We start from the raw sequence: 24,334 nt of genomic DNA, 5'->3' as shown, positions 1-24,334 counted from the left end.
GTTCCTTTTGTTGGCGCTTTTATTCATTGTTATTTTATTTAATAAAAGCACAGGTTTCATAATTCGTCCATACTATTTGCGAAATAGGCTTTCTTAAAATGTTTGTTTGCGGTAATGAAAAGTTTTGAATTTAGCTTTATTGACTTATAGTGTGCATCAGGATCAATAGCGTGCCTCGGTCCTATAGTTCTGTTGAAATATTCCCTCTATAAAAGATGTTTTTATACCGTGCAGATTGTTTATAGGAGTCGTGACGACTCATGATTCGCCCATTGTTGATTATGCGTTTGCTGACTATGCCGTGTTTATGGATGAGTGTGGTGCAGTTTGTATTCGGTGAATTGTCCTTTATGTTATTTAAAGATGATGTTGGGCGTGCTTTTGCGACGCCAGCCTTGATTACGTTTACCATATCTTTGGTTCTTTTATTGGGCTTTAAAAAATACCCTTTACCCTCCGTAAATACTCGTGAAGCCATGCTGTTTGCCACGTTAACTTGGTTAGCTGTTGGTGTATTGGGTGCGATTCCTATCATATCGGTTACGCATATTTCCTTTACCGATGGCGTGTTTGAATCCATTAGTGCTTTGACGACTACGGGCGCTACTGTGTTGTCTGGTTTGGATGATATGCCGCCGACCTTTTTGATGTATCGCCAGTTTTTGCAATGGATGGGCGGTCTTGGTGTGGTGATCTTTGTGGTGGCGATTCTTCCTATGTTAAACATCGGTGGCATGCGTTTGTTAAAAGCGGAAACGCCGGGGCCGATTAAAGACGATAAGCTTTCTCCTCGTGTATCTAGTACAACCCATTATTTATGGATGGTGTATTTGGCTATTACCGGCTTGTGTGCACTGAGTTACTACTTTGCTGGTATGTCGGCGTTTGATGCCATTGGCCACAGTTTTACCACGGTATCCACTGGCGGTTTTTCAACTCATGATGCCAGCATGGGCTATTTTAAAAGCCCGTTAATCTTGTGGATTTGTAATCTTTTCATGGTGCTAGGCGCGGTCAACTTTGCTTTGCATTATCGTATTTATATTGCCCGTAGCATTAGACTGTATTGGAAAGACGAAGAGACGCGTGGCTTTCTTAAAATCATTACTTTTGTGGCGTTATTATTGGCTTTGTTTCTTTTCCAGACAGGTTCAGAAGACGGGCTTTGGGTATCTATTACGCAGTCGTTCTTTCATGTTATTTCGTTTATTACCAGCACCGGATTTGCCGCAACCGACTTTGGTGCTTGGCCTGCAGTGACCTCAATAGTATTGATTTTTGTTGGTTATATTGGCGGCTGTGCAGGATCTACAGCGGGCGGTAATAAAGTGATTCGGAATATTATTTCTTTGAAATCTATTTCTTTGGAATTAAAGCGTTTGGTGCATCCAAATGGTGTCTTTGCGATGAAGTTTCAGGGGCGAACGATCAGTGCAGATGTTCGTCATTCTGTGATGGGCTTTATGTGTCTTGCTGCTATGGTTACCGTGTTCTTTACGATTTTGCTGATGATGACAGGCATGAGCTTTATGGCATCCTTGAGCGCCACGGCTGCTTGCTTGAATGTGCTGGGACCGGGTTTTGCTGAGCTTGGCAGTAACTTTTCACCACTAAGCGACACAGGTACTTGGTTGATGAGTTTTGCGATGATCTTGGGGCGTTTGGAATACTTTACTGTGCTGGTGCTTTTCTTCCCCGTAATGTGGCGTCATTAATAAGCATTTGATCGTTTTGATAAATAGTAAGAGCAAAAAAAAGGGCGGATATCTCATCGATATCTGCACCTTTTTAATTACCACATTAAAGAGCGTATTATTTAAAGAGAAGGTTAAACGGCGGCAACCGCGATGCCATTGTTTTCTTCTTCGTATGCTTCTAGTTCTATAGCAATACTTTTTGAGGTTGGTGTATTGCTGAATTCACCATGGCTGTCTAGCGGTACTAATGGGTTAGTCTCTGGGTAGTAAGCGGCAATGTTGCCTGCTGGAATACTATAAGGAACTAACTTGAAACCGCTAACTTTTCGCTCCACACCATCATCCCAAATTGAACGCAGTGTAACGCTTTGACCTTCTTCGAAGCCGAGACGTTGTATATCCGCAGGGTTGATAAACACCACTTTGCGTTCGCCTTTAATGCCACGATATCTATCGTTCATGCCATAAATCGTGGTGTTGTATTGGTCATGAGAACGCAGCGTTTGCATGATGAGCGTCTTGTCTGACAGCAAATCTTGGGCGCGCTTCGGCAGAATAGATTCAGGCAATACATGAGTATGGCAAATGGCTTTGCCGGCCGGTGTTTTCCAGTTTCTTTCTCGTGCGCTGTTACCTAGGTAGAAACCACCATCTTGTAAAATGCGCTGGTTGAAGTCATTAAACCCCGGAACAACGGCGGCAATGTGTTCACGAATAAGATCGTAGTCACTGACTACTTCGTTCCAATCAATTGGGAAATTGCCTAGAGTCGCAGCTGCGATTCCTGCGACGATGGCAGGCTCAGATTTTTGTTCTTTACTCAATGGTTCTAATACGCCACCAGAAGCATGAATCATACTGAAAGAGTCTTCTACAGTGACTTTTTGCTGACCTTTCGCTTGATGGTCTATGTCGGTACGACCAAGGCAAGGCAATATAATCGCCTCAGTGCCAGTAATAAGGTGAGAGCGGTTTAGCTTAGTACTTATTTGCACTGTGAGCTGACATTGCTTTAACGCGTCCTCTGTGGCTTGTGTATCTGGCGTCGCTGCAGCGAAGTTACCGCCTAGGGCGATAAACACGCCGACTTTTCCATCACGCATGGCTCGAATGGTATCAACAACAGCCAAACCGTGTTCTTGTGGTGGCGTGAAGTTGAAGCGTTTTTCCAATGCATCAAGAAAGGCCTGAGAAGGGCGCTCATTAATGCCCATGGTTCTATCGCCTTGTACATTACTGTGACCACGAACTGGGCAAGCGCCAGCGCCAGGTCTGCCAATGTTACCTTTAAGCGCGAGCAAATTGACCATTTCATGGATCATGGCCACCGAATGATGGTGCTGAGTAATGCCCATTGCCCATGTGAGAATGGTGCTATTGGCTTCGGCATAGACGTTGGCTGCGTGAGTTATTTCTTCTTTTGTTAGACCTGATTGATCAATAATGTCTTGCCAAGATGTCTGTTTAACTTGCTCTAGGTAGGCATCTAAACCCTGAGTGTGTTCTTTAATAAAGTCGTGATCAAAAACGGCTTTGCCTTGTTGCTGAGCTTTTTCTTCTAAATCGATAAGCACTTTGACCATGCCGCGCACTACCGCCATATCTCCGCCGATTTTAGGGCAAAAGTAGCCGGTATTGGTTGGTTTAGAACCGTTGGTGAGCATTTCCACTGGACTTTGAGGGTTTTGGAAACGTTCTAAACCCCGCTCGCGCAGTGTATTGAAGATGAGTAGTTGGGCGCCACGTTGCACTACTTCTTTTAAGGTTTCTAGCATACGAGGATGGTTTGTCCCCGGATTTTGGCCAAAAACCAAAACGGCATCTGCGCGTTCAAAATCGTCAATTTCAACCGTGCCTTTGCCGATACCAATGCTGCTGGTCAGTGCATAACCGCTGGCTTCATGACACATGTTTGAGCAGTCTGGGAAGTTATTTGTGCCATAAGCACGAGCAAGAAGTTGGTATAGGAAAGCCGCTTCGTTGCTTGCTCGCCCAGAGGTATAAAAGGCCACATTATCTGGATTGGTTTGTTCTTTTAGTGTGTTAGCGATTTGTTTATAAGCTTGTTCCCAAGAAATCGCTTCGTAGTTATCTGTTTCGCGGTTGTAACGCATTGGCTCTGTGAGTCGACCTTGGTATTCAAGGAAGTAGTCACTTTGTGTGTTTAGCCAAGTCACACTGTGTTCCGCCATGAAAGCGGCATCTACTTTTCGAGACGTCGCTTCCCAGTTCACCGCTTTAGCGCCATTTTCACAGAAACGAATCTTGGCTGGATCGTGTTTTTCACCCCAAGCGCAGCCCGGGCAGTCAAAACCATGAGGCTGGTTAGTTTTTAATAAGGTGTTAATGTTACGGACAGCATTTTCACTTTTTAGCCAATGTTTTGTGGTGCTTTGTAGTGCTCCCCAGCCGCCAGCCGGTCCCTTGTATGGCGTGTAAAAATCATTTTTTTTGCTCATCGTCTGTTCCTTCTGGCTTGGCTGAAGATGCGAACAGTCGTGGCGCATCTTGCTTGGGTAAATGAATTAATGTTAATCCGTAATGTTGAGCTAATTTGACTGCGAGTGTACTTGGCGACGCTAGGTGTATTAGTCTAGAAAGTCCGACTCGTACGGCTTTCTGAATCAATTCAGTGCTGCAACGACTCGACATTAAAACACTGTAATTATGCAAGTTTATATTCTGTTGGAGCGCATAGCCAATCACCTTATCGAGGGCGTTATGTCTGCCTATGTCTTCCATACATAAAATGGGTTCGCCTTCGGGGGATATTAGCAAGGCCGCATGAACTGCCCCAGTTTTGTTACCCAAGATTTGGTATTCGCCTAAGCGTGGCCTTAATGCGATTAAATTGGCTTCTTTTATCGCTTGGCTAGGCTGTAGTTTTGGCAGTATTGGAATGGCTTGAGTTAAAGATTCTATTCCGCATAAACCACAACCGGTCGCGCCAAGATGTGTTTGTCTTCTTTTTTTGAATTGAGCAAATCGGCGTGGGCTAAGCTCTAAATTGATCGCAATGCAGTCGATGTCTGGTGGAGTCTGCGTGAGTTGGACTGCAATGTCTCGGATGTCGTTAATATGTTCAATAATGCCTTCACTGCGAGCAAAACCGATAACAAAGGCTTCTAAGTTAACTGGTGTGACCATCATAACGGCATAAGAAATATCGTTGATACTGATGGCTAATGGCATTTCTTCAACGAGCTCTGTCGCTTCTAATGGTTCTTGTTCTAGCTGAATGCCTTGCTGCGCAGTCTTGTCCTGTAAAGCGTCGCAGCGGCCAAATTTTTGGCACCTGTGGCTGATAAAAGAAATAGGCGAATGTTGCATGATATTGAAATCAGTTAATTAAGAAGATGTACTTATAGTACGGAGAGAGAACAGGAGCGTCCAATGCTTTTGCGCTAAGAAAGAGCATGAAAACGACATGAATTTTGAATAGATATTGTTTGTTTAAAAAAGAGGCGATATGCGACCGTGTTTCAAAGGCCTAAGTATTTCTTTAGATCCTAAAATGCCGTATCCTACCCCGAAAAATTAAGCTTCAAAAACCCTCATCCGTATTGGTTTTGTAAAACTATAGGTTAAAAGGGTATGGACTGTGATTATTTGCACTCCAACAGTGGCAAGGAAAAAGCACATGCTACAAAGTGTGGTTCTGTTTTTGTCATATATCGAGAACGTGTGTGACCTAGGTGTTAGCACATAGCCAGGTTCTCCGTGAGCCACTTTTTGTTTAATGAGTTTTTTATTTATGCAGTTTATTAATCGCCTCTCGCGTTGGGCTTTATCTGGCCCGCGAGCTTGGTTATCTATCATTTTTGTTGCTTTTATCGCTTTGTTGTTTGTATATAAGTCTCTTGTATCACCAACAAATAATCCTAAAGACTACACGTTACCTAGTACCACTAAGAGTGATACTGCTAAGAGTGATACTGCTAAGAGTGATACTGCTAAGAGTGATACTGCTAAGAGTGATACTGCTAAGAGCAGTGACAATAAAAGCATAGCGCCTCCACAAGCCAGTTCGAATACTGATGAAGATAATAATTACGATTCGCTGGTTACGACCGACCCTCTGCAAAATGTAGAGAAGGTTACAGCCTCTATTCCTTCAATAGAATACGTCATCAAGCCTGGTGATACCTTGGCTCGCATATTTGCGCGCTTGGGGTTATCTCGAGAATCCTTGTATTCTGTATTGGAAGCGGACCAGGAATTTTTAGTTCTTGAGCCTTTGATGCCGGATGATAAATTCACGTTTAAGTTGGATGAAAACGGTGACCTACTTAGGATGACTCGCCGTATAGATATTAGTAAAAGTGTATCCTATGTGCAGCATGATGGTGGTGGTTTTAGCTACGAAGAAAAGGTTAATCCCATCACTTACACGCAAGAAGCTATGCACAGTAAAATAAGCGGAAATTTTTATCTATCAGCTAAAAAAGTAGGTTTGTCGGATACGAACATTTTAATTATTAACGATTTACTGAAAGGTCGAGTGAATTTCCGCAAAGATCTTAGAGCAGGAGATGACTTTAATGTCATTGTCAAAAAAGGCAATATTGGTGGTGTGAAGGTAGGGGAAAATCAACTAGAAGCCCTGGAAATAACGGTAAGAGGTCAGAAATACAGTGCTTTCTTACATTCAGATGGACGTTTTTATGATCTCGATGGCAACAGCTTAACACCTGCCTTATTACGTTGGCCAACACGTAAGCAGTATCGAATTAGTTCACCTTTTAATGCCAATCGATTACATCCTATTACGGGTCGCCCAGCACCACACAATGGTGTTGATTTAGCAACTCCTTCAGGGACAGAAGTTCTTGCTACAGGTGATGGTGTTGTTACTCGAATCGCAACGCATAAGTATGCAGGTAAGTATGTTGTGGTTGATTATACGGGGCCTTACAGCTCGCGCTTTCTACACTTAAGTAAAATATTAGTGAAACAAGGCCAGAAGGTTAAACGTGGTCAAGTAATTGCTTTGTCTGGTAATACGGGCCGAACAACTGGCGCTCATTTACATTATGAATTGCACATAAGAGGCCGCCCAGTTAATCCAATGACGACGGATATTCCGACCACCCAATCCATACCTAAAGGTGATAAAAAAGAATATGCCAGTAATGTTAAGCGCTGGGTAGCCATGATGGCAAGTGCTCAGGCAGCAGGTTCAGCTAAGAATACAGACGTTGAATCAGAGTCTGAACCCGTGTCCGAATTGGATGCCGCGGCAAATTAAATATCGATTTAAAACTGAGTGATGCAACATAAAAAAGGCGTCTCTTCTTATGAAGAGACGCCTTTTTCGTTTAGTTATTATTGCAGTTAGAGATTAACTATTATTTCAATATTGTGATGTATTATCACTCACATACTTTTCTTATAAGACTTGTTGCCTATGACGAAAAGTACCAAGAAAATCACGAGGCCAATACAATTAATCCAAAGCGCTAGATGTGGCCACAGCATCATCAAAGAAGCGACTAAAGCAATGAATCGTGAAAAGATCGACAGCTTATCTTCTAAGTAACCTTCCATAGCTCCAACTAAGGCATACATGCCAAAGATGGCAAAGAAAGACAGACGCAATAGTGTTTCGGTATCACCGCCAATTAATGGAGTATAAGCCATTAATAGCGGGACAATGTATAAGCCTTTTGCAAGTTTCCATGCAGTCAGACCCGTTAGCATCGGCGGCGTTTTAGCAATAGCAGCTGCAGCGAAAGCGGTTAAACATACCGGTGGTGTTACGTTACTGTCTTGTGAAAGCCAAAAGATAATCATGTGTGCTGTTACCAAAATCATCGCGACACTCTGAGCACCTAGGGCTTGATCCATCAACATGCTTTTGAAATCGTTAGGCACTTGAGCCAACAATGCTTGTGCTTGCTCCATCGGCATGCCTTGCGCTAAAGAAGCAATAGCTGAAGGGTCTACCAGCATGAAAACAGCACTGGCGGCTTCAGGTAAACTACCAGAAGACATCATATCCAATAGCTGGCTTTCTGCGATGAGATTAAATAGAGCTGGAGCCGATAGCGTTCCTAACACGATGTAAGACGCCGTTACTGGCAAGCCCATACCTAAAATCAAAGACGCAATTGCAACTAAAATAATGGTAAAGAACAGACTACCACCAGCCCAATTGGTTATTAACAAAGAGAAAGTATTACCAACGCCAGTGGTGCTAATTACGTTAACCACTAAGCCAATACCTACCAGTAAAACTGCAGTAGTAGACATGTTCTTCGCGCCTTGAGCCATCGCATCGATAACCGCAGCCGGCCCCATTCTATGCTTGCTGGAAAGGAAGGATGCGGCAATAACTGCCAAAATACTGATCCCCGCAGCGTACGTTGGTGTAAAGCCTTGTACCAACAAGGTGACTAAAACGCCAAGTGGTACAATATGATGCCAGCCGTCTTTGAGGACTTGTGAAATATCGACCGCATCATCGCTTTCTGTTGCAATTACTTTACTGCGTTTTGCTTCGACACGAACAAAGAAACCAACAGAAAGGAAATACAATAACGCCGGAATGGCTGCCACGCTGATGATGGTGACATAAGACACTTGTGTATAAGAAGCCATAATAAAAGCTCCAGCACCCATAACTGGCGGCATCAATTGTCCACCGGTAGACGCTGCAGCTTCGACGCCAGCAGCAAAACGTGCCGGAAAGCCCGCTCTGCGCATTAGTGGAATGGTGATAACACCAGTCGATACAGTGTTGGCCACTGACGAGCCAGAAACAGAACCCATCAAACCAGAACCTAATACCGCCACAAAACCGGGTCCACCGATCATTTTGCTAGCAAGCGAGCGTGATAGATCAATAATAAAATCACCTGCACCGGATTTTACTAAAAAGGCGCCGAATAAAATAAACATGAAGACAAAGCTCCATGAGATTCGTGAGATAGAACCAAACATGCCATCGGTACTAAAAAAGCTGCGATACAAAAGGGTTTCAAGGCTAAGTCCGGGGAAGTTAAACATGCCACCAAGCCAGCTTCCCCAAAGTACAACGTAGGTTAGAGCGACGATAATTAGAAATGGAATGAACCAGCCACTGGTGCGACGAATCAGTTCAAGAGATAGTAAAACAGCAACGCTGGATACTATCCAGTCTGAGGTGTTGAAGGTTACGCCTCTAGCATAGAGTGCGTCTTCAAAGAAAATGATGTAAAGCACCATACCTATAAGGGCGAGCACAATAGCACCATCAAAAAATAGAGCGACTTTGCTGTCTTGCCATTTAGGGTTTGCTGGTATCAGTAAGGCGCACAAAATACCGAAGCCTGCAAAATGAAAAGCAGATACCCAAAGTTCTGGAAGTGTTGCTATTGTGTTGATGTAAATGTGTGCAACTGCCAAGAAAACCGAAAGGGCAAATACAAAACGGTTTAGCCAAGGGCCAGAGCGATGTTTGGTTTCAAAATCTTCAAGATTGATGTCTTGAGGTGCGGTTGGTTGCGATGAAGCAGTCATAGACAAGCTACCTTTATGTGTGCAAAAAACTGATTGAGCAAAGACGTAAAAGGTGCGCCGCACTAGTGTACGGCGCTAGAACAATAGTGAATGATGTTATTTTGCGATCAGGCGAGCTGGGATATTAATACCGCGTTCACGGTAGTAACGAGCGGCACCTGGATGTAGCGGAACAGGAAGACCTGCAATGGCTTTCTCAAGAGACATCACTGATGTCGCTTTATGAATGGCACTTAAATACGCTAAGTTTTCATAAAGTGATTTGGTTAGCTCATAGACATCGTCTTCTGATAAGTCAGCGCGTGTTGCAAGGAAGTTAGGCTGAGCAACCGTGTTTATGTCTTTTGTTTGGCCTGGGTAAGTGTTAGCTGGAATGACGTAACGGGTCCACAACTCGTAGTTACCGTTTGCTTCTTTAATTTGCTCGTCAGTAAAGTCTAATACTTTTACCTTGTCGCCCATTGAAGCATAAAGTCTAGTTACCGCGCTGACTGGGACGCCAGCAGGTGTGTTCATGCCGTCGATATTGCCATTTTGCATCGCGTCGGCACTTGCACCGTAGCCCATATAAGCAAGAGCAAATTTGTCTGGGTCAATATTTAAACCTTTTAGTTGCTGACGGCCAGAACCTTCGGTTCCAGAGTTTTTAGTACCAATAGAGAACTTATTATTTGTTCCTTCAAGACCTTTTAGATCCGACATAGTGCCTGTTTTAGTTAGGTCTGTTTTTAGTACAAAATGCTCTACGTTTTGCCAAAGCATAGAAACAGAGCGTAACTCGGTTTGTTTGCCTGAGCTTGCAAATGGGCCTTCACCGTCCCAAGCCCATGCACCGTAAAGACCTTGTAGAATGGCGAATTGCGCTTGGTTTTCACGTAGAAGTTTGATGTTTTCACCTGAGCCAGCTGAGCTGATAGCAGAAACTGATAGGCCAAACTTAGGTTCTAGTTTTACTTTGCTCAAAGTGGCAATAGCTACACCAACTGGGTAATAAGTTCCCCCTGTCGATGCGGTAGCTAAAATGTAATTGCGGTTATCTGCAGCAGATACACCGGATGCTGATAAAGCAATCGCAGCAGCGGTTGCACTAGTAAGAATAGTTTTAGTAACAAAGCCCAATTTCATATTATTTTTCTCCTATTGATGGGATGGTTACGTAATCTATAGCGATTATCATGCCAAATATATATATCATTGATATATATGGTTTTTATTTTATCCTTGGTATTTCCTTTCTTTTTTTATACACATATGGGCTATTTATTGCTTATCGTTGACGTTTCAGTATCGGCAATAAATTGCTTACGGTGTAAGTGAGTAAAAACCGCTGTTAACATGCTATTTTATGTCATAGGGGTTTATGTGATGAGCAAAATATTGCCGATGAGTTCAAAGTGAGAAATTAATGAAAGATCATAATATTCGTGTTGTATTGTTTGATTTGGGAAATGTCTTAGTCGACTTAGGCGATATTTCTGAAATGCATGCTATGTTGAATACGCAAGGTGAGGAGTCTGCAGTCTGGTTGAAGTGGCTAAGATCACCGACAGTGGCTGCATTTGACTCTGGGAAAATTACTTTTGATCAATTTGCTGATAGATTACTAAAAGAAGTTGGCAGTAATATAGATAAAGAAATATTCAAGGCGTCTTTTAAAGCATGGCCAAGAGGCTTGTTTGCGGGGGCACTTGAGTTGGTTGAAGCGGTGAAGCCTGAATATCATCGTGCTATTTTATCCAATACTAATGCCGCTCATTGGCCGCGACTAATGGATGAAATGGCGCTGGCAGGTAAATTTCACAGTTATTATGCTTCTCATATGGTAGGTTTCGTAAAACCGGATGAAGCTATTTACCAGCATGTTATTCGCAATTTACAGGTTGCTCCCGAGCAGATTCTTTTTATTGATGATAATCAGGTCAATATTGATACTGCCAATGCTCTAGGGATGAAAGCGTTTCGAGTCAAGGGGGTTGATGAAGCACGTGTCGTGCTTCATCAACATGGGGTGTTGTCTAGCTAAATTATAGGCTGAGACAACAGTACTAGAATTGCTTGAAGCCTTAAATTAAGCAGTTGAGGTTAAACACCATTAGGTTTAGAGGTTTCTATGCGTACGTTTGATGGACAATCTTCTACTAGCTATTCACGTACTCGGCCTATGTATCCGGCTGAGCTTTATTATTGGCTATCCCAACAAGTACCTGCATCAAGTGTTGTATGGGATTGTGCGTGCGGTACTGGCCAAGCTTCGGTTGATCTTGCTGCGTACTTTGATCGCGTAGAAGCGTCTGATATTAGTGAATCTCAAGTAACTGCTGCGACACCTCACCGGAAGGTGAATTATCAGGTTTTTCCTGCTGAAAAGACGCTCTATCCTGACCATTATTTTGATGTTGTATGTGTTGCTCATGCACTGCATTGGTTTAATTTAGACGCGTTTTGGAAAGAATTAAAGCGAGTATTAAAACCTGGTGGCATGTTTATTTGCTGGGGATATAACTGGTTACAGGTAGGCGAGACGGAGGATAAAGCGATAGCAGAGTCTGTGCTGCCTCATCTTGAAACTTATTGGCCTGCAGAAAGCCGTTTATTGTGGAATCAATATCGTGATATTAAGTTTCCTTTTGAATTAATAGACGTCCCAAAATTTGAGTTAAATTGTCATTGGTCTGTGGCGCAAACGCTGGATTTTATTCGTACTTGGTCTGCATCTCAGTTGCGTATACAAGAACAGGGAGATGACTTTTTATTAAATGCTTCACCTATTATTCGTGAGGCTTGGTCGGAGCCGACAAAAAAGCAAGAGATACACCTGCCATTCTTCGTAAAAGCAGGGCGTTTCGCTTAGGCTTGCTTTTGCAATAAGACTAAAGTGGAATAGATTGGAACCTCTAGCGAGTTATAGTAGTTCAGCATCCGAATAACAAATTTAACAATGGAGCGGGTTATGAAGTCATTATATAGCGCAACCTCAAATGAGGCAGCAAAAAATGCCAATGTTAGTCAAGCAGAATTTGAAAAACGCTATCAAGAATCGATTGAAAATCCAGATGAGTTTTGGGGTCGAGAAGGGAAGCGTATAGACTGGTTTAAACCTTATACAAAAGTTAAAAACACCTCTTTTAAACGAGGCGGAGTTAACATTAAGTGGTTTGAAGATGGTGAGTTAAATGTGGCTTATAACTGCATTGATCGTCACTTAGCTAACTCTGCAAATAAAGTCGCTTACTACTGTGAAGGTGATAAAGAAAGCGATGAAAAAATCGCAATTACCTACCAAACATTACACGATGAGGTTGGGCGTTTAGCCAATCTGTTAAAACGTCAGGGCGTTAAAAAAGGCGACCGCGTTGCTATTTACATGCCAATGATTCCGCAAGCCGTCTACGCCATGTTGGCGTGTGCTCGAATTGGTGCGATTCACTCTGTTATTTTCGGTGGTTTTTCAGCTCATGCTATCGCCGATCGTTTAAACGATTGTGAAGTAAAGCTTGTTATTACCGCAGACGAAGGTCGTCGTGCTGGTAACACTATTCCTCTTAAGCACAATGTTGATATGGCGTTGGACAACAATGCTTGTCCAACTGTTGAAAATGTTATTGTCTACCGTTACACAGAAAAAGACGTGCCTTGGTTTGAAGGCCGTGATTTAGATTGGGCGGTTGAAGTAGAAAACGAAAGTACTGAATGTCCAGCAGAACGTATGAACGCGGAAGACCCGTTGTTTATTCTTTATACCTCTGGTTCAACCGGTAAGCCAAAAGGTGTGGTGCACACAACAGGCGGATATTTAGTATATGCCTCGTTAACTCATGAATTGGTGTTTGATCTTAAGCCAGATGATATTTATTGGTGTGCCGCTGATGTGGGCTGGATCACAGGCCATAGCTATATGGTTTACGGGCCGCTTGCTAATGGCGCAACAAGCATCTTATTTGAAGGGGTGCCAACGTATCCTGATTCAGGTCGAATTGGTCGTGTGGTTGATAAATTTGACGTGACCATTTTGTACACTGCACCAACGGCCATTCGTGCTTTGATGGCGAAAGGTGATGAGGCGACGCGTTCAAGTAAGCGAGATTCCTTACGAGTATTGGGCAGTGTGGGTGAGCCTATCAACCCAGAAGCCTGGTCTTGGTATTACAGTGAAATTGGTAATTCCTCTTGCCCTATCGTTGATACGTGGTGGCAAACTGAAACTGGTGGCATGATGATGACGCCACGTATTGTTCAAGGTGATGTAAAACCTGGTTCATGTACTGGTCCTTTGTATGGTGTGCAACCTGCGTTGGTAGACGCGCAAGGCGTCTTACAAGAAGAGCAGGGCGTGTTAGTGGAAGGTGGTTTGGTTATTACGGATTCTTGGCCTGGTCAGGCACGAACTGTTTATGGCGATCATGAGCGTTTCGAGCAAACTTACTTCAGTACTTTCGACGGTATGTACTTCACTGGTGACGGCGCATCTCGCGATGCAGATGGTCATTATTGGATTACTGGGCGTATGGATGATGTATTGAACGTTTCAGGGCACCGCTTGGGAACCGCTGAAATCGAAAGTGCATTAGTAGCTCATCCTTCTGTCGCTGAAGCCGCTATCGTGGGGTACCCTCATGATATTAAAGGGCAAGGCATTTATGTTTATGTCAGTGCGATTGCTGGTGTGATTCCAGATGAAGAATTGACTAAGTCATTAAAGCTATTTGTTCGACAAGAAATTGGTCCTATTGCAACGCCTGACCTTATTCAATGGACAAGTAAAGGTTTGCCGAAAACGCGATCAGGTAAAATTATGCGTCGAATTTTAAGGAAGATTGCCGCGAACGAACATGATCAACTTGGTGATACAAGTACATTAGCTGATCCAAGTGTGGTTGATGATTTAATCGAAAACCGTTTAAATGTGTGAACGTTTACACATTTAAAAAGGATACACAGTGATTTCACTTGTTATCGCGGATGATCACCCTTTGTTCCGTAGTGCGCTATGTGGTGCACTACGGGCAGAAATTGAGGGAATTGTAATTGTCGAATCACATGACTTAGATTCGACATTACAATGTTTAGCGAACGTAAATGATCTTGATTTACTGCTACTAGATTTAAATATGCCTGGTAGTGGTGACTTGTATGGGCTAATTCGAATTCGTAAAGACTTTCCTGATGTGCCTGTGGCGGTTATTTCCGGCAGTGAGGACAGTGCAATGGTTGCTAAAGTGATTGATGCTGGCGCTTTGGGCTTTATTCCCAAAACTAGCGAGCCTGCCACTTATGTACAGGCCATTCATGCCATTTTGGCGGGTGATATTTGGCTCCCAGATGGTCTTAGACAAGAGGTTGCCAATCAACCTAAACCAGATTTATCTATGCAGCACAAAGTAACAGAACTGACACCTCAGCAATATAAAGTTTTGTGTTATCTGCATGAAGGTCTGCTGAATAAACAAATTGCTTATGAATTATCTATTTCTGAAGCAACAGTAAAGGCACATATTACGGCGATTTTTCGTAAGCTGGAAATCAATAATAGGACGCAAGCAGTATTGGTTGCTAGTGACTTGAAGCTACAAATGACTACCGTATAAAGTTAATTCTTTTCTTTCTCTCTTTTAGCCTGATCTTTTCCATTTTTTTCGTCCTTGCAGTGGCATGAACCGGGAACCGGATCCATGCCACCTTCGTGCCATGGATGACATTTAGATAATCTTTTCAAACCAAGGTACATACCCTTAAAAATTCCAAAACGCTCAATAGCTTGGATCATATAATGTGAACAGCTAGGATAAAAGCGACAGTTATTACCCAATAACGGACTAATTAAAAATTGATAGCCTTTTACTATTAATATGAAGATTCTTTTCATGTGCCACTTGTCTAGTGAATGATTGGATGACTATCGCGTTATGTCATTTTTGTGTAAATAGTAACGTCTATTTGTTACTGTAGCGGAAATATATCACAGAATCGATTCTACTATGCCAGATCAACATTTTACTCTTGATGCAATGCAAGTCGTTGCTTATCAAGGCGAGCCTGGAGCCTATTCGCATCTTGCTTGCAAACATACCTTTCCTGATTGGACCAGCATTCATTGTGCGACCTTTGTTGATGCTTTGCAGATGGTGGAGCGAGGTGATGCTTATTACGCCATGATCCCCGTTGAAAACTCTACTGCTGGTCGAGTGGAAGAGATTTATCGAGAATTAAAACGCACCCAGCTGTATGTTGTGAAAGAGCATTTTGAGCCAGTAAATCATTGTTTAATTGCTCGTCATTCTATGACATTAGATCAAGTTACCCGCATTGGCAGTCACCCTCAAGCGTTGGCGCAATGTGATGCTAATATTAAGGCGTTAGGTGCGAAAAGTCAGGCCATGTATGACACCGCAGGTGCTGCTAAGCATATTGCTGAGTTTGATGAGCCTGGATTAGCGGTTATTTCATCTGAATTGGCAGCAGAATTGTATGGTCTAAATGTGCTTAAAACTTTTTTTAACGACACTATAGGCAATACAACTCGTTTTTTGGTTTTTTCTCGTCAGCAAAAAATGCCTATTTATGAAGATGGCTTAACGTATATCACTTCTTTTATGTTTCGTGTACGAAATATCCCCGCAGCCCTTTATAAAGCGATGGGTGGTTTTGCTACTCAAGGGATTAACATGTTGAAATTAGAAAGCTATATGGTGAATGGTAACTTCACCGCGACCCAGTTCTATGTAGATGTTGAAGCGCATTTTCAATCTTCCTCTATGCAGGCTGCATTAGAAGAGTTGCGCTTTTTCTCTGAAGAAGTCCGAATGTTAGGAACCTATTTAGCGGATGATTATAGGTCGAAGTAGCAATGATAACTCGTTTTTTGTGCGTTAGTTTTTATCTGTTTTTTAGTTTCAATGCTTGGGCTGAAATGGAAGATTTGTCTTCTGCTAGAGGAGATTTTTCTGATCTAGGTTCGTATGATGGCTTTTTCGATCATATTTCTGTGGTTGTTACGCCGTCTAAAATGCCTCAGCCTAGAGTCGACGTGTCTTCTACGTTATCTGTATTAGACGGTGAATTTATCCGACGTATTAATATGCAATATGTGGAAGATCTTTTGCAGTTTGTCCCCGGCTTTTCTGTTGCACCTTATAAGTCATCCAGCCAAAAAGAGTCCTCTTATCACGGTACTCAGTTGGATCAATATCGCCGTATTCAGGTGTTGGTTAATGGTCGTTCTGTTTACAGTGTAGGGTTGGCGCGAGTTGAATGGGCAACGTTACCATTAAGTATTGAAGACGTCGCTCGTGTGGAAGTTAACCGAGGACCGAATGCCGCAAGCTATGGTATTAATTCGTTTTTTGCTGTGGTGAATATTATTACCAGATCTCCTTTAGAAACGTTGGGCGACAGTATTAGCGCTTATTCAGGGTCGAATGGTGATTATCGATTATATGGACAGCACAGTGGTTTAAATGGTGATTGGAGCTATCGAGCATCGGCCTCTACAAATAATGTAAGTGGCTTTGATAAAAATGCTGATGGATATGAACGTCATGATGGGCATCGAACCCAAATGGGCAATGTGCTTATTCAAAAGGAGACTGCAAGCAGCACCTTTAATCTAGATGTGGGGGCCAATAGCCTTAAAGATAAGATTGATCCGGTGGAATATGACACAGGTTCTTATGATATTAATAAGCCAATGCGCTTGATTGATCGTGAACATATTAAGTTAAGCTATAGCAAACAAGTATCACCGAGTCATGAGGTGAAAATACAGTATTATTATGATCAATCTGATCTGAATGAATATCATGAAGCTATACTCAGCTCTGGATTTTATAACGCGTTATTTGATGGTTCTAGTACTGTTCCAGTGTATGAGTCCACAATTGTTGATCTACTGGAAACTCGTCAAGATATTGAGCTACAAAGCACATGGGAAGCATCCAATAGACTGCGTTTGATTTCTGCTGTGGGCTATCGTTGGGATGAAGCGGATTCTGAGCATTATTTATCAGGAAAAGCGAGTGATGAGGTGTTTCGCCTTTCTTCTAACATAGAGTACAGAGCTAGCGAGAGTTGGATAATAAATGCTGGGGCTATGTTTGAGCGCAGTCAAATGGGAGGGGCGTTTTTATCGCCTAAATTCGGTATGACTTATAAGTTATCCGAGCAAGAGTCTATGCGATTTAATATATCCAAAGCGGTAAGAACTCCTGATTTATCAGATCAATATTTTAAGTGGCATTATGTTTTAGCTAATGGGGATAGCTCTCCAACCTCGTATGCGGTGAATGGAGAAAAAGAGGAAAAAATTACTTCTTATGAAGTGGGCTATTATCATTATTGGCCGAGTCGCGGTTTATCGTTTGATATAAAGTTTTATCATGATGAAGTTAAGGACATGGTCTTAAGTCAGAAAAAATTCACATCCTATACTGGAGATGCTCAAGTCGAAGAGGGCATAACGGAAGATGTTGATATCAATGGAATTGAACTAGAATTTGATTGGCGCTTTCGTTCTGGTGCTATTACTCGTTTCACCTATGCTTATCAAGATACTCAAACAGACAACGCTACTCTTCTGAAGGCTACAACACCTGTTATGATCTCTTTCTTTGGTAGCTTGCCTCTAACAGATCGCTGGGCTATTCAAAGCTATTATTGGTATGGAAAAGAGTTAGGCGGTAAAGATTATGAATTACTTAATACATGGTTGTCATACGAATTGACCTTCGGAGGGTACTCTAAGGCTACAATGGGAGCTGGTGTGGAAACGCGTTTAGATGATAACTCACTTGTTTCGAAACATAATAATTTGACGGAAAATACGTTTGCTTATGTTTTCACCAATATCACTTTCTAATGTGGATAAATAGAAACGTGAAAAGGATTTTTATTTTTATTATTTTGTCGCTGACATCCATAAATGTGTCTGCGGCTATTTATGTTGTCCATGATATAGAAGAGAGTTCAGCACGCTCTTTGGCATTCCAGCTTTCTAAATTATTGCCAGCCAATACGCAACTGATCCCAGTGCGTCGTTCTTTGTTTATACAAAACGCTTCTTTTTTGAAAAGCGAAGATGTGACGGTTGCAATTGGTTCTGAAAGCTTTCGTCAGGTGTGTTCATCGGTCTCGGAAGGGGCTGTTATGGCTATTTTTATTGGTAAAGAAGAGTATCTTAAAGCACGGCCGCAGTGTGGGCTTCCTAATAGTGCTGTGTTTTCTGGGGCGCCTTTGGATAAGCGCTTGGCCTTGCTTGAGGCCATTTGGTTTGATCGTAAACCTCTGGCTGTACTTTATAGTGATAATCTTTTGATCGATGTGCAAAATATGCAGGAACAGGCCGCGCAGCATGGCTTTGAGTTTCAGTTTATTAAAACAGAGGTGGACCGACTGTCTGTGTTGAAGTCGGTTAATTTCGTCTTAGATGGCTCAGCTGTGGTTTTTTCATTAGTTGATACTGAGCTATATAAAAATGGTATAGCACAGGACATACTGAAATTACTATTTCATAAACAACGGGTGATGATAGGACCTTCTTTTGCTTTTGTTCGAGCAGGTTCATTGTTTGCAATTTATTCTGATACTGATACGAAACTAGATATTTTGGCTAATCATATCAGCATGTGGCAAACAAAAGGGGTACTGCTGGACGCTGTGTACCCCGATAAGCTGAGAGTGAGTTTTAACCCCTATCTGATTAAATCACACGGTGTCGTGTTGCCGTCTCCGTCTTACTTGAAAGATAAGTATGGTCTTTGCTCCGAAACTGGGTGTTAGAGGTTACTGTAGAAAGCGTTTCACTAGACTGGTAAAGGGTAATGGTTTTTCAGCATGTAACCAATGACCAGCACCAGATATTATCTTAAAGCTGGCGTTTGGAAAGAATGCCAAAATAGCTTCCTGATACTCTGCCAAGATATAGTCTGAGTTTTCACCTTTGATAAATAGCGTTGGAATACTTACCGCACTTTTAATCACTGGTTTTTTCAGGATAGTAGAATAGCTATCGGCTATATTGTTCACAGAGAGCTCTAGTTTGAAGCCTTCTTCGCTTCTTGCTAGGTTTTTCAATAAGAATTGTCTGACGGCCAAGTTTGACTCGTATTTACTTAATAGCGCGTCTGCTTCTTTTCTTGAAGAGGGTAGTGATTCATCAATCGCCTTTAAGCCTTCTAAGATCCGAGTATGGCTAGGCTGGTAATCGACTGGAGCAATGTCGACGACAATAAGTTTTTCAATTTGTCCCGCTGTTGCCATTGCCGCCATTTGCATGGCGACTTTCCCACCCATAGAGTGACCGAGTAGGTAGAAAGAGTCGATTTTATTGAGCTCAGCCCAGTTAAGTATCGCTTCTGCCATTTTTGGGTAGCTGGCGTCTGGCATGCTGTCTGATTTACCATGGTTCGGAAGATCGATGCAGTAAACAGTGAAGTGCTCAGCTAAAGATTGTGCAATTGAATGCCAGTTGTCAGCATTGCCAAATAAACCGTGTATGACAATAAGATTTGGGCCTGATGAGCCATATTGTTTTGCGTGTATCATAAAAACCTTATTATTCTGCTAAGTAGATGAATGGTATTAGTTAACACTAGTATGCTTACATTGTATCAAGTCTTGGAATATTTCGTCCCTATAGAATCAAGGTAGTTGTTTGAATGTTAGATACATTTTTTATTAAAGCCCTCAAACACCCGTTGCGTTTAACGGCTTTAGTGATTGATAAGTTAGGAGTAAAAGCCAATTGGATTACCTTGCTTGGTTTTTTGATTGGCATGATGGTATTGCCAGCTTTGTACTTTGGAAACACCTCTTTAGCGTTGGTGTTGGTGATTATAAACAGGGTGATGGATGGCTTAGATGGCGCGGTGGCTAGGATACAAGGCCCCACAGATTTGGGGGGGTATTTAGATATCACCTTAGATTTCATTTTTTATTCGGCGGTGATTTTCGGTTTTGCCTTGATGAATCCAGTGGACAATGCGTTAGCGGCGAGCTTTTTGATTTTTTCTTTTATGGGCACGGGCAGTAGTTTTTTAGCGTTTGCCATTATGGCCGAGAAGCGAAACATTGAACGTTTAGAGTATGGTCGTAAATCTCTGTATTTTTTAGGGGGATTGGCTGAGGGTACAGAAACTATTGTGTTTCTGGTATTGATTTGTTTATTGCCTGACTACTTTGCCGTCATGGCGTATTTGTTTGGTGTGATATGTTGGGTAACGACGACAACTCGAATTTACGCGGGCTACCGTACGTTACGTTAGGCAGTAATTAGTAAACAAAAATTAGTCGAAAAAAGCGATTTCAATGTCGCTTTTGACAATAGCGCAGCATGCTAATAAATAACCGCTTTGCACCCATGCAAGGGGCTCAAATGGGTAAATTACATTTCCCCACAAGAGCTTGATTGAGCAAGAAGAGCAATATCCTTCACGACACTGGTATTCAACGTGAATACCAGCTCTCTCAAGTTGTACTAGCAAGGGCTCATCTTCGGTGACGAGAATTTGTTTTTTCCCTAGCAGTACACGATGCACTTGTTCTTTTTTCTCGGGTGCTTTTGGTTTAGAGGTCGAAGTCATCGAAGTCTGAATCATCTAAGCTATTGTCAGTTTGACCCACTAGGTAAGAACTGATTTCTGCCTCTTGTGGGGCAACTTGAACATTGTCACTCACCAACCAAGCATTAATCCAAGGGATTGGGTTATGCTTAGTTGTAAAGCAAGTTTCAAATCCAACGGCTTGCATACGTACATTGGTAATGTATTCAACATACTGGCCTAGAATTTGAGCGTTAAGGCCAATCATCGAGCCGTCTTTGAATAGGTAAGTTGCCCATTCTTTTTCTTGCTCTGCTGCTTCAATGAAAATCTGGCGAACTTCGTCTTGGCATTCTGCAGCAATGATGGCCATCTCTGGGTCATCTTTACCGGAAGCCATCAAGTTCAGCATGTGTTGAGTGCCTGTTAAGTGCAAAGCCTCATCACGAGCGATTAATTTGATGATCTTAGCGTTACCTTCCATCAGCGTGCGTTCAGCAAAGGCGAAGCTACAAGCAAAACTCACATAGAAACGAATCGCTTCTAATACGTTGACGGATGCAATTGTTAGGTAAAGTGCCTTTTTAAGCTTAGGCATAGAAATTTCAATTGGGCCCTTGCCTGGAACATCAAAGGTTCCCATGCCCATGGTGTTATACAAATTGACCATTTCGATTAGACGGTCATAGTATTTAGAAACACTATCAGCACGTTTAGTGATTTCTTCGTTCGTCACGATATCATCAAAAATCTTGGTCGGATCGTTAACGATGTTACGAATAATATGTGTGTAAGAGCGGCTGTGAATGGTTTCGCTGAATGACCAAGTTTCGATCCAAGTTTCTAATTCAGGTAGAGAAACGATTGGTAATAATGCAACGTTTGGCGAACGGCCTTGCACACTGTCGAGCAGGGTTTGATACTTTAGGTTGCTCAAGAAAATATGTTGTTCGTGTTCTTCTAATCTTTGAAAATCTTTACGATCTGTAGAAAGGTCGACTTCTTCCGGGCGCCAAAAGAAAGATAATTGCTTTTCGATTAATTTTTCAAAGATAGGATGCTTTTGCTGATCATAGCGAGCAACGTTGACATTTTCACCAAAGAACATAGGTTCTTTTGTACTATCGAAGTGCTTACGGTTGAAAGTCGAGTAACTCATGTCTCAGGGTATTCCTCAAAAGCGTAAGGCACATTCAATGAGAAGATGCCTTAGTTATTAATAGATTTTAGTATTTCGTTAAAGCGATAAACGTAGCAAAGCCTCATTGTTATGAGGCTTTGCTTGTCAGATCATGCAAAAGATCTTTGTACGATGGCTGACAGGTTAGATCTTGCAAGCACCGCCAGCACAATCATCCATGTCTTCTTGTTTATCATCAGCACCATCACGAGTATTGTGATAGTACAGTGTTTTCACACCAAGTTTATAAGCGGTAAGTAGATCTTTCAAAATCACCTTCATCGGTACTTTTTGAGATTCAAATTTCTGTGGATCATAGTTTGTATTGGCAGAGATCGCTTGGTCGACAAATTTCTGCATGATGCCAACTAATTGTAGGTAGCCATCATTTGATGGAATGGTCCACAACAATTCATAGCTATCTTTTAGGCGTTCAAACTCAGGTACGACTTGCTTCAAAATACCGTCTTTACTTGCTTTAACAGATACGAAACCACGAGGTGGCTCGATGCCGTTAGTCGCGTTACTGATCTGAGAAGAGGTTTCAGATGGCATCAATGCAGTTAGTGTTGAGTTACGTAGACCGTGAGTAACGATCTCAGTACGCAAGGTTTCCCAATCGTAGAACAATTCGTTAGAAACGATGTTATCGATTTCTTTTTTGTAAGAATCGATTGGCAAAATACCTTTAGAGTAAGTCGTTTCGTTGAATGCCAAGCATGGACCAAACTCTTTCGCTAACTTGTTAGAAGCTTTTAGTAGGAAATACTGAATCGCTTCAAATGTTTTGTGAGTTAGTTCGTTTGCACTACCGTCAGAGTATTTAACGCCATTTTTCGCTAAGTAGTACGCGTAGTTAATAACGCCCACACCTAAAGTACGACGCAATTCAGTAGCACGTTGTGCTGCTGGGATTGGGTAATTTTGGTAATCCAACAAACTGTCTAAAGCGCGAACAATAAGCTCTGCTAGCTCTTCTAGCTCATCTAGACTTTCAAGTGCACCTAGGTTGAATGCAGACAAAGTACAAAGGGCAATTTCGCCTTCTTTATCATCAATGCTATTCAGTGGCTTGGTTGGAAGGGCGATTTCCAAACACAAGTTACTTTGCTTGACTGGAGCAACTTTAGGATCGAATGGGCTGTGAGTATTACAGTGATCCACGTTTTGTAGGTATATACGACCAGTACTTGCACGTTCAGAAGCAAATAGAGTGAATAGTTCCGTTGCTTTAATCGTTTGCTTACGGATAGAAACATCTTGCTCATACATAGTATACAAGCGATCAAATTCTTCTTGGTCAGCAAAGAAAGCATCGTATAGACCTGGTACGTCAGATGGGCTAAACAAAGTGATATTGCCGCCTTTAATCAAACGTTGGTACATCAGGCGGTTAAACTGTACGCCGTAATCCAAATGACGAACACGGTTTTCTTCTACGCCACGGTTGTTTTTCAGTACCAATAGGCTTTCGACTTCTAAGTGCCAAATTGGGTAGAAAACGGTAGCTGCGCCACCACGAACACCACCTTGAGAACAGCTTTTTACCGCTGTTTGGAAGTGTTTGTAGAATGGAATACAGCCTGTGTGGAAGGCTTCGCCACCACGGATAGGGCTACCTAGAGCACGAATTGCACCGGCGTTTACACCAATACCAGCGCGCTGGCTAACGTATTTAACGATAGCACTTGATGTGGCGTTGATAGAATCTAAAGAGTCACCACATTCAATCAATACGCAGCTACTGAACTGACGAGTAGGTGTGCGAATACCAGACATAATAGGTGTTGGTAATGAAATTTTGAATTTAGATACTGCGTCATAGAAGCGGCGGATTAAGTTTAAACGCTCTTTTTTGTCGTATTCAGCAAATAAACAAGCAGCGACAAGTATGTAGATAAACTGAGGGCTTTCGTATATTGCACCAGTTACTCGGTTTTGTACCAAGTACTTACCTTCAAGCTGTTTCACCGCAGCATAAGAAAAATCCATATCACGAGAGTGATCAATGAATGTATTTAGCTCGTTAAAGTCTTCTTCTGTGTACTTTTCTAGCAACTGTGCATCATAGCGCTTTTGCTCAACAAGACTTTTTACGTGTTTATAAAGGTGTGGTGGTTCGAAATCACCAAAGGCTTTTTTACGTAGGTGAAAGATAGCTAAACGAGCTGCTAGATATTGATAGTCTGGAGTGCTTTCGGAGATTAAATCTGCAGCAGACTTAATAAGTGTTTCGTGGATGTCTGTAGTACGAATACCCTCAAAGAACTGAATTCGTGCTTTTAGCTCTACTTGGGAAACAGAAACATTGTCTAACCCTTCGGCAGCCCATGCGATGACTTTATGAATCTTTTCTAGGTTGATGTTTTCTGTCGTCCCGTTACGTTTAGTAACTGTGAGAGTGCTCATTCAATGACTTCCCATTA

Annotated in this window: 19 protein-coding genes; 10 read left to right on the top strand and 9 right to left on the bottom strand. The window is 42.2% G+C overall.

What is annotated here, in order from left to right; genetic code table 11:
* The first annotated feature begins 260 nt into the window (after positions 1-260).
* Positions 261-1,715 (top strand): TrkH family potassium uptake protein, encoded by a 1,455-nt coding sequence (locus tag TY87_RS13800; protein WP_072838185.1) that lies wholly within the window; start codon positions 261-263, stop codon positions 1,713-1,715.
* A gap of 113 nt (positions 1,716-1,828) precedes the next feature.
* Here the strand turns inward: TY87_RS13800 and TY87_RS13795 are convergent, their stop codons facing one another.
* Together TY87_RS13795 and fdhD are read right to left on the bottom strand one after the other, a co-directional pair.
* Positions 1,829-4,156, bottom strand: a complete 2,328-nt coding sequence (locus TY87_RS13795; RefSeq protein WP_100187510.1) for an FdhF/YdeP family oxidoreductase — start codon at positions 4,154-4,156, stop codon at positions 1,829-1,831.
* Positions 4,140-5,027: a formate dehydrogenase accessory sulfurtransferase FdhD gene (gene fdhD / locus TY87_RS13790; RefSeq protein WP_100187509.1), complete on the bottom strand. Its 888-nt coding sequence runs from the start codon at positions 5,025-5,027 to the stop codon at positions 4,140-4,142. The genes TY87_RS13795 and fdhD overlap by 17 nt, the downstream gene beginning before the upstream one ends.
* Positions 5,028-5,451: 424 nt before the next feature.
* On the opposite strand from fdhD, the gene TY87_RS13785 reads away from it, so the two are divergent.
* Positions 5,452-6,945, top strand: a complete 1,494-nt coding sequence (locus TY87_RS13785; RefSeq protein WP_232617143.1) for a peptidoglycan DD-metalloendopeptidase family protein — start codon at positions 5,452-5,454, stop codon at positions 6,943-6,945.
* Between the two features lie 128 nt (positions 6,946-7,073).
* Here TY87_RS13785 and TY87_RS13780 read toward each other — a convergent pair whose 3' ends face one another.
* Positions 7,074-9,197, bottom strand: a complete 2,124-nt coding sequence (locus TY87_RS13780; RefSeq protein ID WP_072838181.1) for a TRAP transporter permease — start codon at positions 9,195-9,197, stop codon at positions 7,074-7,076.
* Between the two features lie 96 nt (positions 9,198-9,293).
* A complete protein-coding gene (locus tag TY87_RS13775) occupies positions 9,294-10,322 on the bottom strand; it encodes a TAXI family TRAP transporter solute-binding subunit (protein ID WP_100187507.1) in 1,029 nt (342 codons plus the stop codon).
* Between the two features lie 280 nt (positions 10,323-10,602).
* Between TY87_RS13775 and TY87_RS13770 the strand changes: the two genes are divergently transcribed.
* The 4 genes from TY87_RS13770 to TY87_RS13755 all read left to right on the top strand — a co-directional run bounded on the left by TY87_RS13770 (position 10,603) and on the right by TY87_RS13755 (position 14,782).
* Positions 10,603-11,220 carry an HAD family hydrolase gene (locus tag TY87_RS13770; protein WP_100187506.1) on the top strand — a complete coding sequence of 206 codons (618 nt, stop codon included), beginning with the start codon at positions 10,603-10,605 and terminating at the stop codon, positions 11,218-11,220.
* A gap of 87 nt (positions 11,221-11,307) precedes the next feature.
* On the top strand, positions 11,308-12,048 hold the full coding sequence (locus TY87_RS13765; RefSeq protein WP_072838178.1) for a class I SAM-dependent methyltransferase: 741 nt from the start codon (positions 11,308-11,310) through the stop codon (positions 12,046-12,048).
* 99 nt (positions 12,049-12,147) lie between these two features.
* Positions 12,148-14,106 (top strand): acetate--CoA ligase, encoded by a 1,959-nt coding sequence (gene acs, locus TY87_RS13760; RefSeq protein WP_100187505.1) that lies wholly within the window; start codon positions 12,148-12,150, stop codon positions 14,104-14,106.
* A 28-nt stretch (positions 14,107-14,134) separates the two neighbouring features.
* Positions 14,135-14,782, top strand: a complete 648-nt coding sequence (locus tag TY87_RS13755) for a LuxR C-terminal-related transcriptional regulator (RefSeq protein WP_072838176.1) — start codon at positions 14,135-14,137, stop codon at positions 14,780-14,782.
* Positions 14,783-14,784: 2 nt separating this feature from the next.
* On the opposite strand, the gene yidD is transcribed toward TY87_RS13755, so the two are convergent.
* A complete protein-coding gene (gene yidD / locus TY87_RS13750; protein WP_100187504.1) occupies positions 14,785-15,060 on the bottom strand; it encodes a membrane protein insertion efficiency factor YidD in 276 nt (91 codons plus the stop codon).
* Positions 15,061-15,172: 112 nt separating this feature from the next.
* Here yidD and TY87_RS13745 point away from each other — a divergent pair, with 112 nt between their 5' ends.
* From TY87_RS13745 to TY87_RS13735, 3 genes are read left to right on the top strand one after another with little or no spacing between them, the layout of a single operon-like run.
* Positions 15,173-16,039, top strand: coding sequence for a prephenate dehydratase (locus TY87_RS13745; RefSeq protein WP_100187503.1), 867 nt, complete (start codon positions 15,173-15,175; stop codon positions 16,037-16,039).
* A gap of 2 nt (positions 16,040-16,041) precedes the next feature.
* Positions 16,042-18,048, top strand: coding sequence for a TonB-dependent receptor plug domain-containing protein (locus TY87_RS13740; protein ID WP_100187502.1), 2,007 nt, complete (start codon positions 16,042-16,044; stop codon positions 18,046-18,048).
* A 17-nt stretch (positions 18,049-18,065) separates the two neighbouring features.
* Positions 18,066-18,968, top strand: a complete 903-nt coding sequence (locus TY87_RS13735; protein ID WP_232617142.1) for a hypothetical protein — start codon at positions 18,066-18,068, stop codon at positions 18,966-18,968.
* Positions 18,969-18,971: 3 nt separating this feature from the next.
* Here the strand turns inward: TY87_RS13735 and TY87_RS13730 are convergent, their stop codons facing one another.
* Positions 18,972-19,733 (bottom strand): alpha/beta fold hydrolase, encoded by a 762-nt coding sequence (locus TY87_RS13730; protein WP_100187501.1) that lies wholly within the window; start codon positions 19,731-19,733, stop codon positions 18,972-18,974.
* 113 nt (positions 19,734-19,846) lie between these two features.
* Here TY87_RS13730 and TY87_RS13725 point away from each other — a divergent pair, with 113 nt between their 5' ends.
* Positions 19,847-20,452, top strand: coding sequence for a CDP-alcohol phosphatidyltransferase family protein (locus tag TY87_RS13725; protein ID WP_100187500.1), 606 nt, complete (start codon positions 19,847-19,849; stop codon positions 20,450-20,452).
* A 21-nt stretch (positions 20,453-20,473) separates the two neighbouring features.
* Here TY87_RS13725 and yfaE read toward each other — a convergent pair whose 3' ends face one another.
* The 3 genes from yfaE to nrdA all read right to left on the bottom strand — a co-directional run bounded on the left by yfaE (position 20,474) and on the right by nrdA (position 24,317).
* Positions 20,474-20,770 carry a class I ribonucleotide reductase maintenance protein YfaE gene (yfaE, locus tag TY87_RS13720; protein WP_072838170.1) on the bottom strand — a complete coding sequence of 99 codons (297 nt, stop codon included), beginning with the start codon at positions 20,768-20,770 and terminating at the stop codon, positions 20,474-20,476.
* On the bottom strand, positions 20,754-21,887 hold the full coding sequence (gene nrdB, locus TY87_RS13715; protein WP_100187499.1) for a class Ia ribonucleoside-diphosphate reductase subunit beta: 1,134 nt from the start codon (positions 21,885-21,887) through the stop codon (positions 20,754-20,756). Before nrdB ends, yfaE begins: the two co-directional genes overlap by 17 nt.
* 165 nt (positions 21,888-22,052) lie before the next feature.
* Positions 22,053-24,317, bottom strand: coding sequence for a class 1a ribonucleoside-diphosphate reductase subunit alpha (gene nrdA, locus TY87_RS13710; RefSeq protein ID WP_072838168.1), 2,265 nt, complete (start codon positions 24,315-24,317; stop codon positions 22,053-22,055).
* Positions 24,318-24,334 lie beyond the last annotated feature (17 nt).

Source organism: Marinomonas sp. BSi20584, from assembly GCF_002792415.1.
In the GTDB taxonomy this organism is placed as follows: Bacteria; Pseudomonadota; Gammaproteobacteria; order Pseudomonadales; family Marinomonadaceae; genus Marinomonas; species Marinomonas polaris.
This window is presented reverse-complemented; position numbering and strand designations above follow the sequence as displayed.

What these genes read in the sequence shown, in the direction of transcription:
- TY87_RS13800 (WP_072838185.1), top strand. Translation starts at nt 261, where the DNA reads ATGATTCGCCCATTGTTGATTATGCGTTTGCTGACTATGCCGTGTTTA.
- TY87_RS13795 (WP_100187510.1), bottom strand. Translation starts at nt 4,156, where the DNA reads ATGAGCAAAAAAAATGATTTTTACACGCCATACAAGGGACCGGCTGGC.
- fdhD (WP_100187509.1), bottom strand. Translation starts at nt 5,027, where the DNA reads ATGCAACATTCGCCTATTTCTTTTATCAGCCACAGGTGCCAAAAATTT.
- TY87_RS13785 (WP_232617143.1), top strand. Translation starts at nt 5,452, where the DNA reads ATGCAGTTTATTAATCGCCTCTCGCGTTGGGCTTTATCTGGCCCGCGA.
- TY87_RS13780 (WP_072838181.1), bottom strand. Translation starts at nt 9,197, where the DNA reads ATGACTGCTTCATCGCAACCAACCGCACCTCAAGACATCAATCTTGAA.
- TY87_RS13775 (WP_100187507.1), bottom strand. Translation starts at nt 10,322, where the DNA reads ATGAAATTGGGCTTTGTTACTAAAACTATTCTTACTAGTGCAACCGCT.
- TY87_RS13770 (WP_100187506.1), top strand. Translation starts at nt 10,603, where the DNA reads ATGAAAGATCATAATATTCGTGTTGTATTGTTTGATTTGGGAAATGTC.
- TY87_RS13765 (WP_072838178.1), top strand. Translation starts at nt 11,308, where the DNA reads ATGCGTACGTTTGATGGACAATCTTCTACTAGCTATTCACGTACTCGG.
- acs (WP_100187505.1), top strand. Translation starts at nt 12,148, where the DNA reads ATGAAGTCATTATATAGCGCAACCTCAAATGAGGCAGCAAAAAATGCC.
- yidD (WP_100187504.1), bottom strand. Translation starts at nt 15,060, where the DNA reads ATGAAAAGAATCTTCATATTAATAGTAAAAGGCTATCAATTTTTAATT.
- TY87_RS13745 (WP_100187503.1), top strand. Translation starts at nt 15,173, where the DNA reads ATGCCAGATCAACATTTTACTCTTGATGCAATGCAAGTCGTTGCTTAT.
- TY87_RS13740 (WP_100187502.1), top strand. Translation starts at nt 16,042, where the DNA reads ATGATAACTCGTTTTTTGTGCGTTAGTTTTTATCTGTTTTTTAGTTTC.
- TY87_RS13730 (WP_100187501.1), bottom strand. Translation starts at nt 19,733, where the DNA reads ATGATACACGCAAAACAATATGGCTCATCAGGCCCAAATCTTATTGTC.
- TY87_RS13725 (WP_100187500.1), top strand. Translation starts at nt 19,847, where the DNA reads ATGTTAGATACATTTTTTATTAAAGCCCTCAAACACCCGTTGCGTTTA.
- yfaE (WP_072838170.1), bottom strand. Translation starts at nt 20,770, where the DNA reads ATGACTTCGACCTCTAAACCAAAAGCACCCGAGAAAAAAGAACAAGTG.
- nrdB (WP_100187499.1), bottom strand. Translation starts at nt 21,887, where the DNA reads ATGAGTTACTCGACTTTCAACCGTAAGCACTTCGATAGTACAAAAGAA.
- nrdA (WP_072838168.1), bottom strand. Translation starts at nt 24,317, where the DNA reads ATGAGCACTCTCACAGTTACTAAACGTAACGGGACGACAGAAAACATC.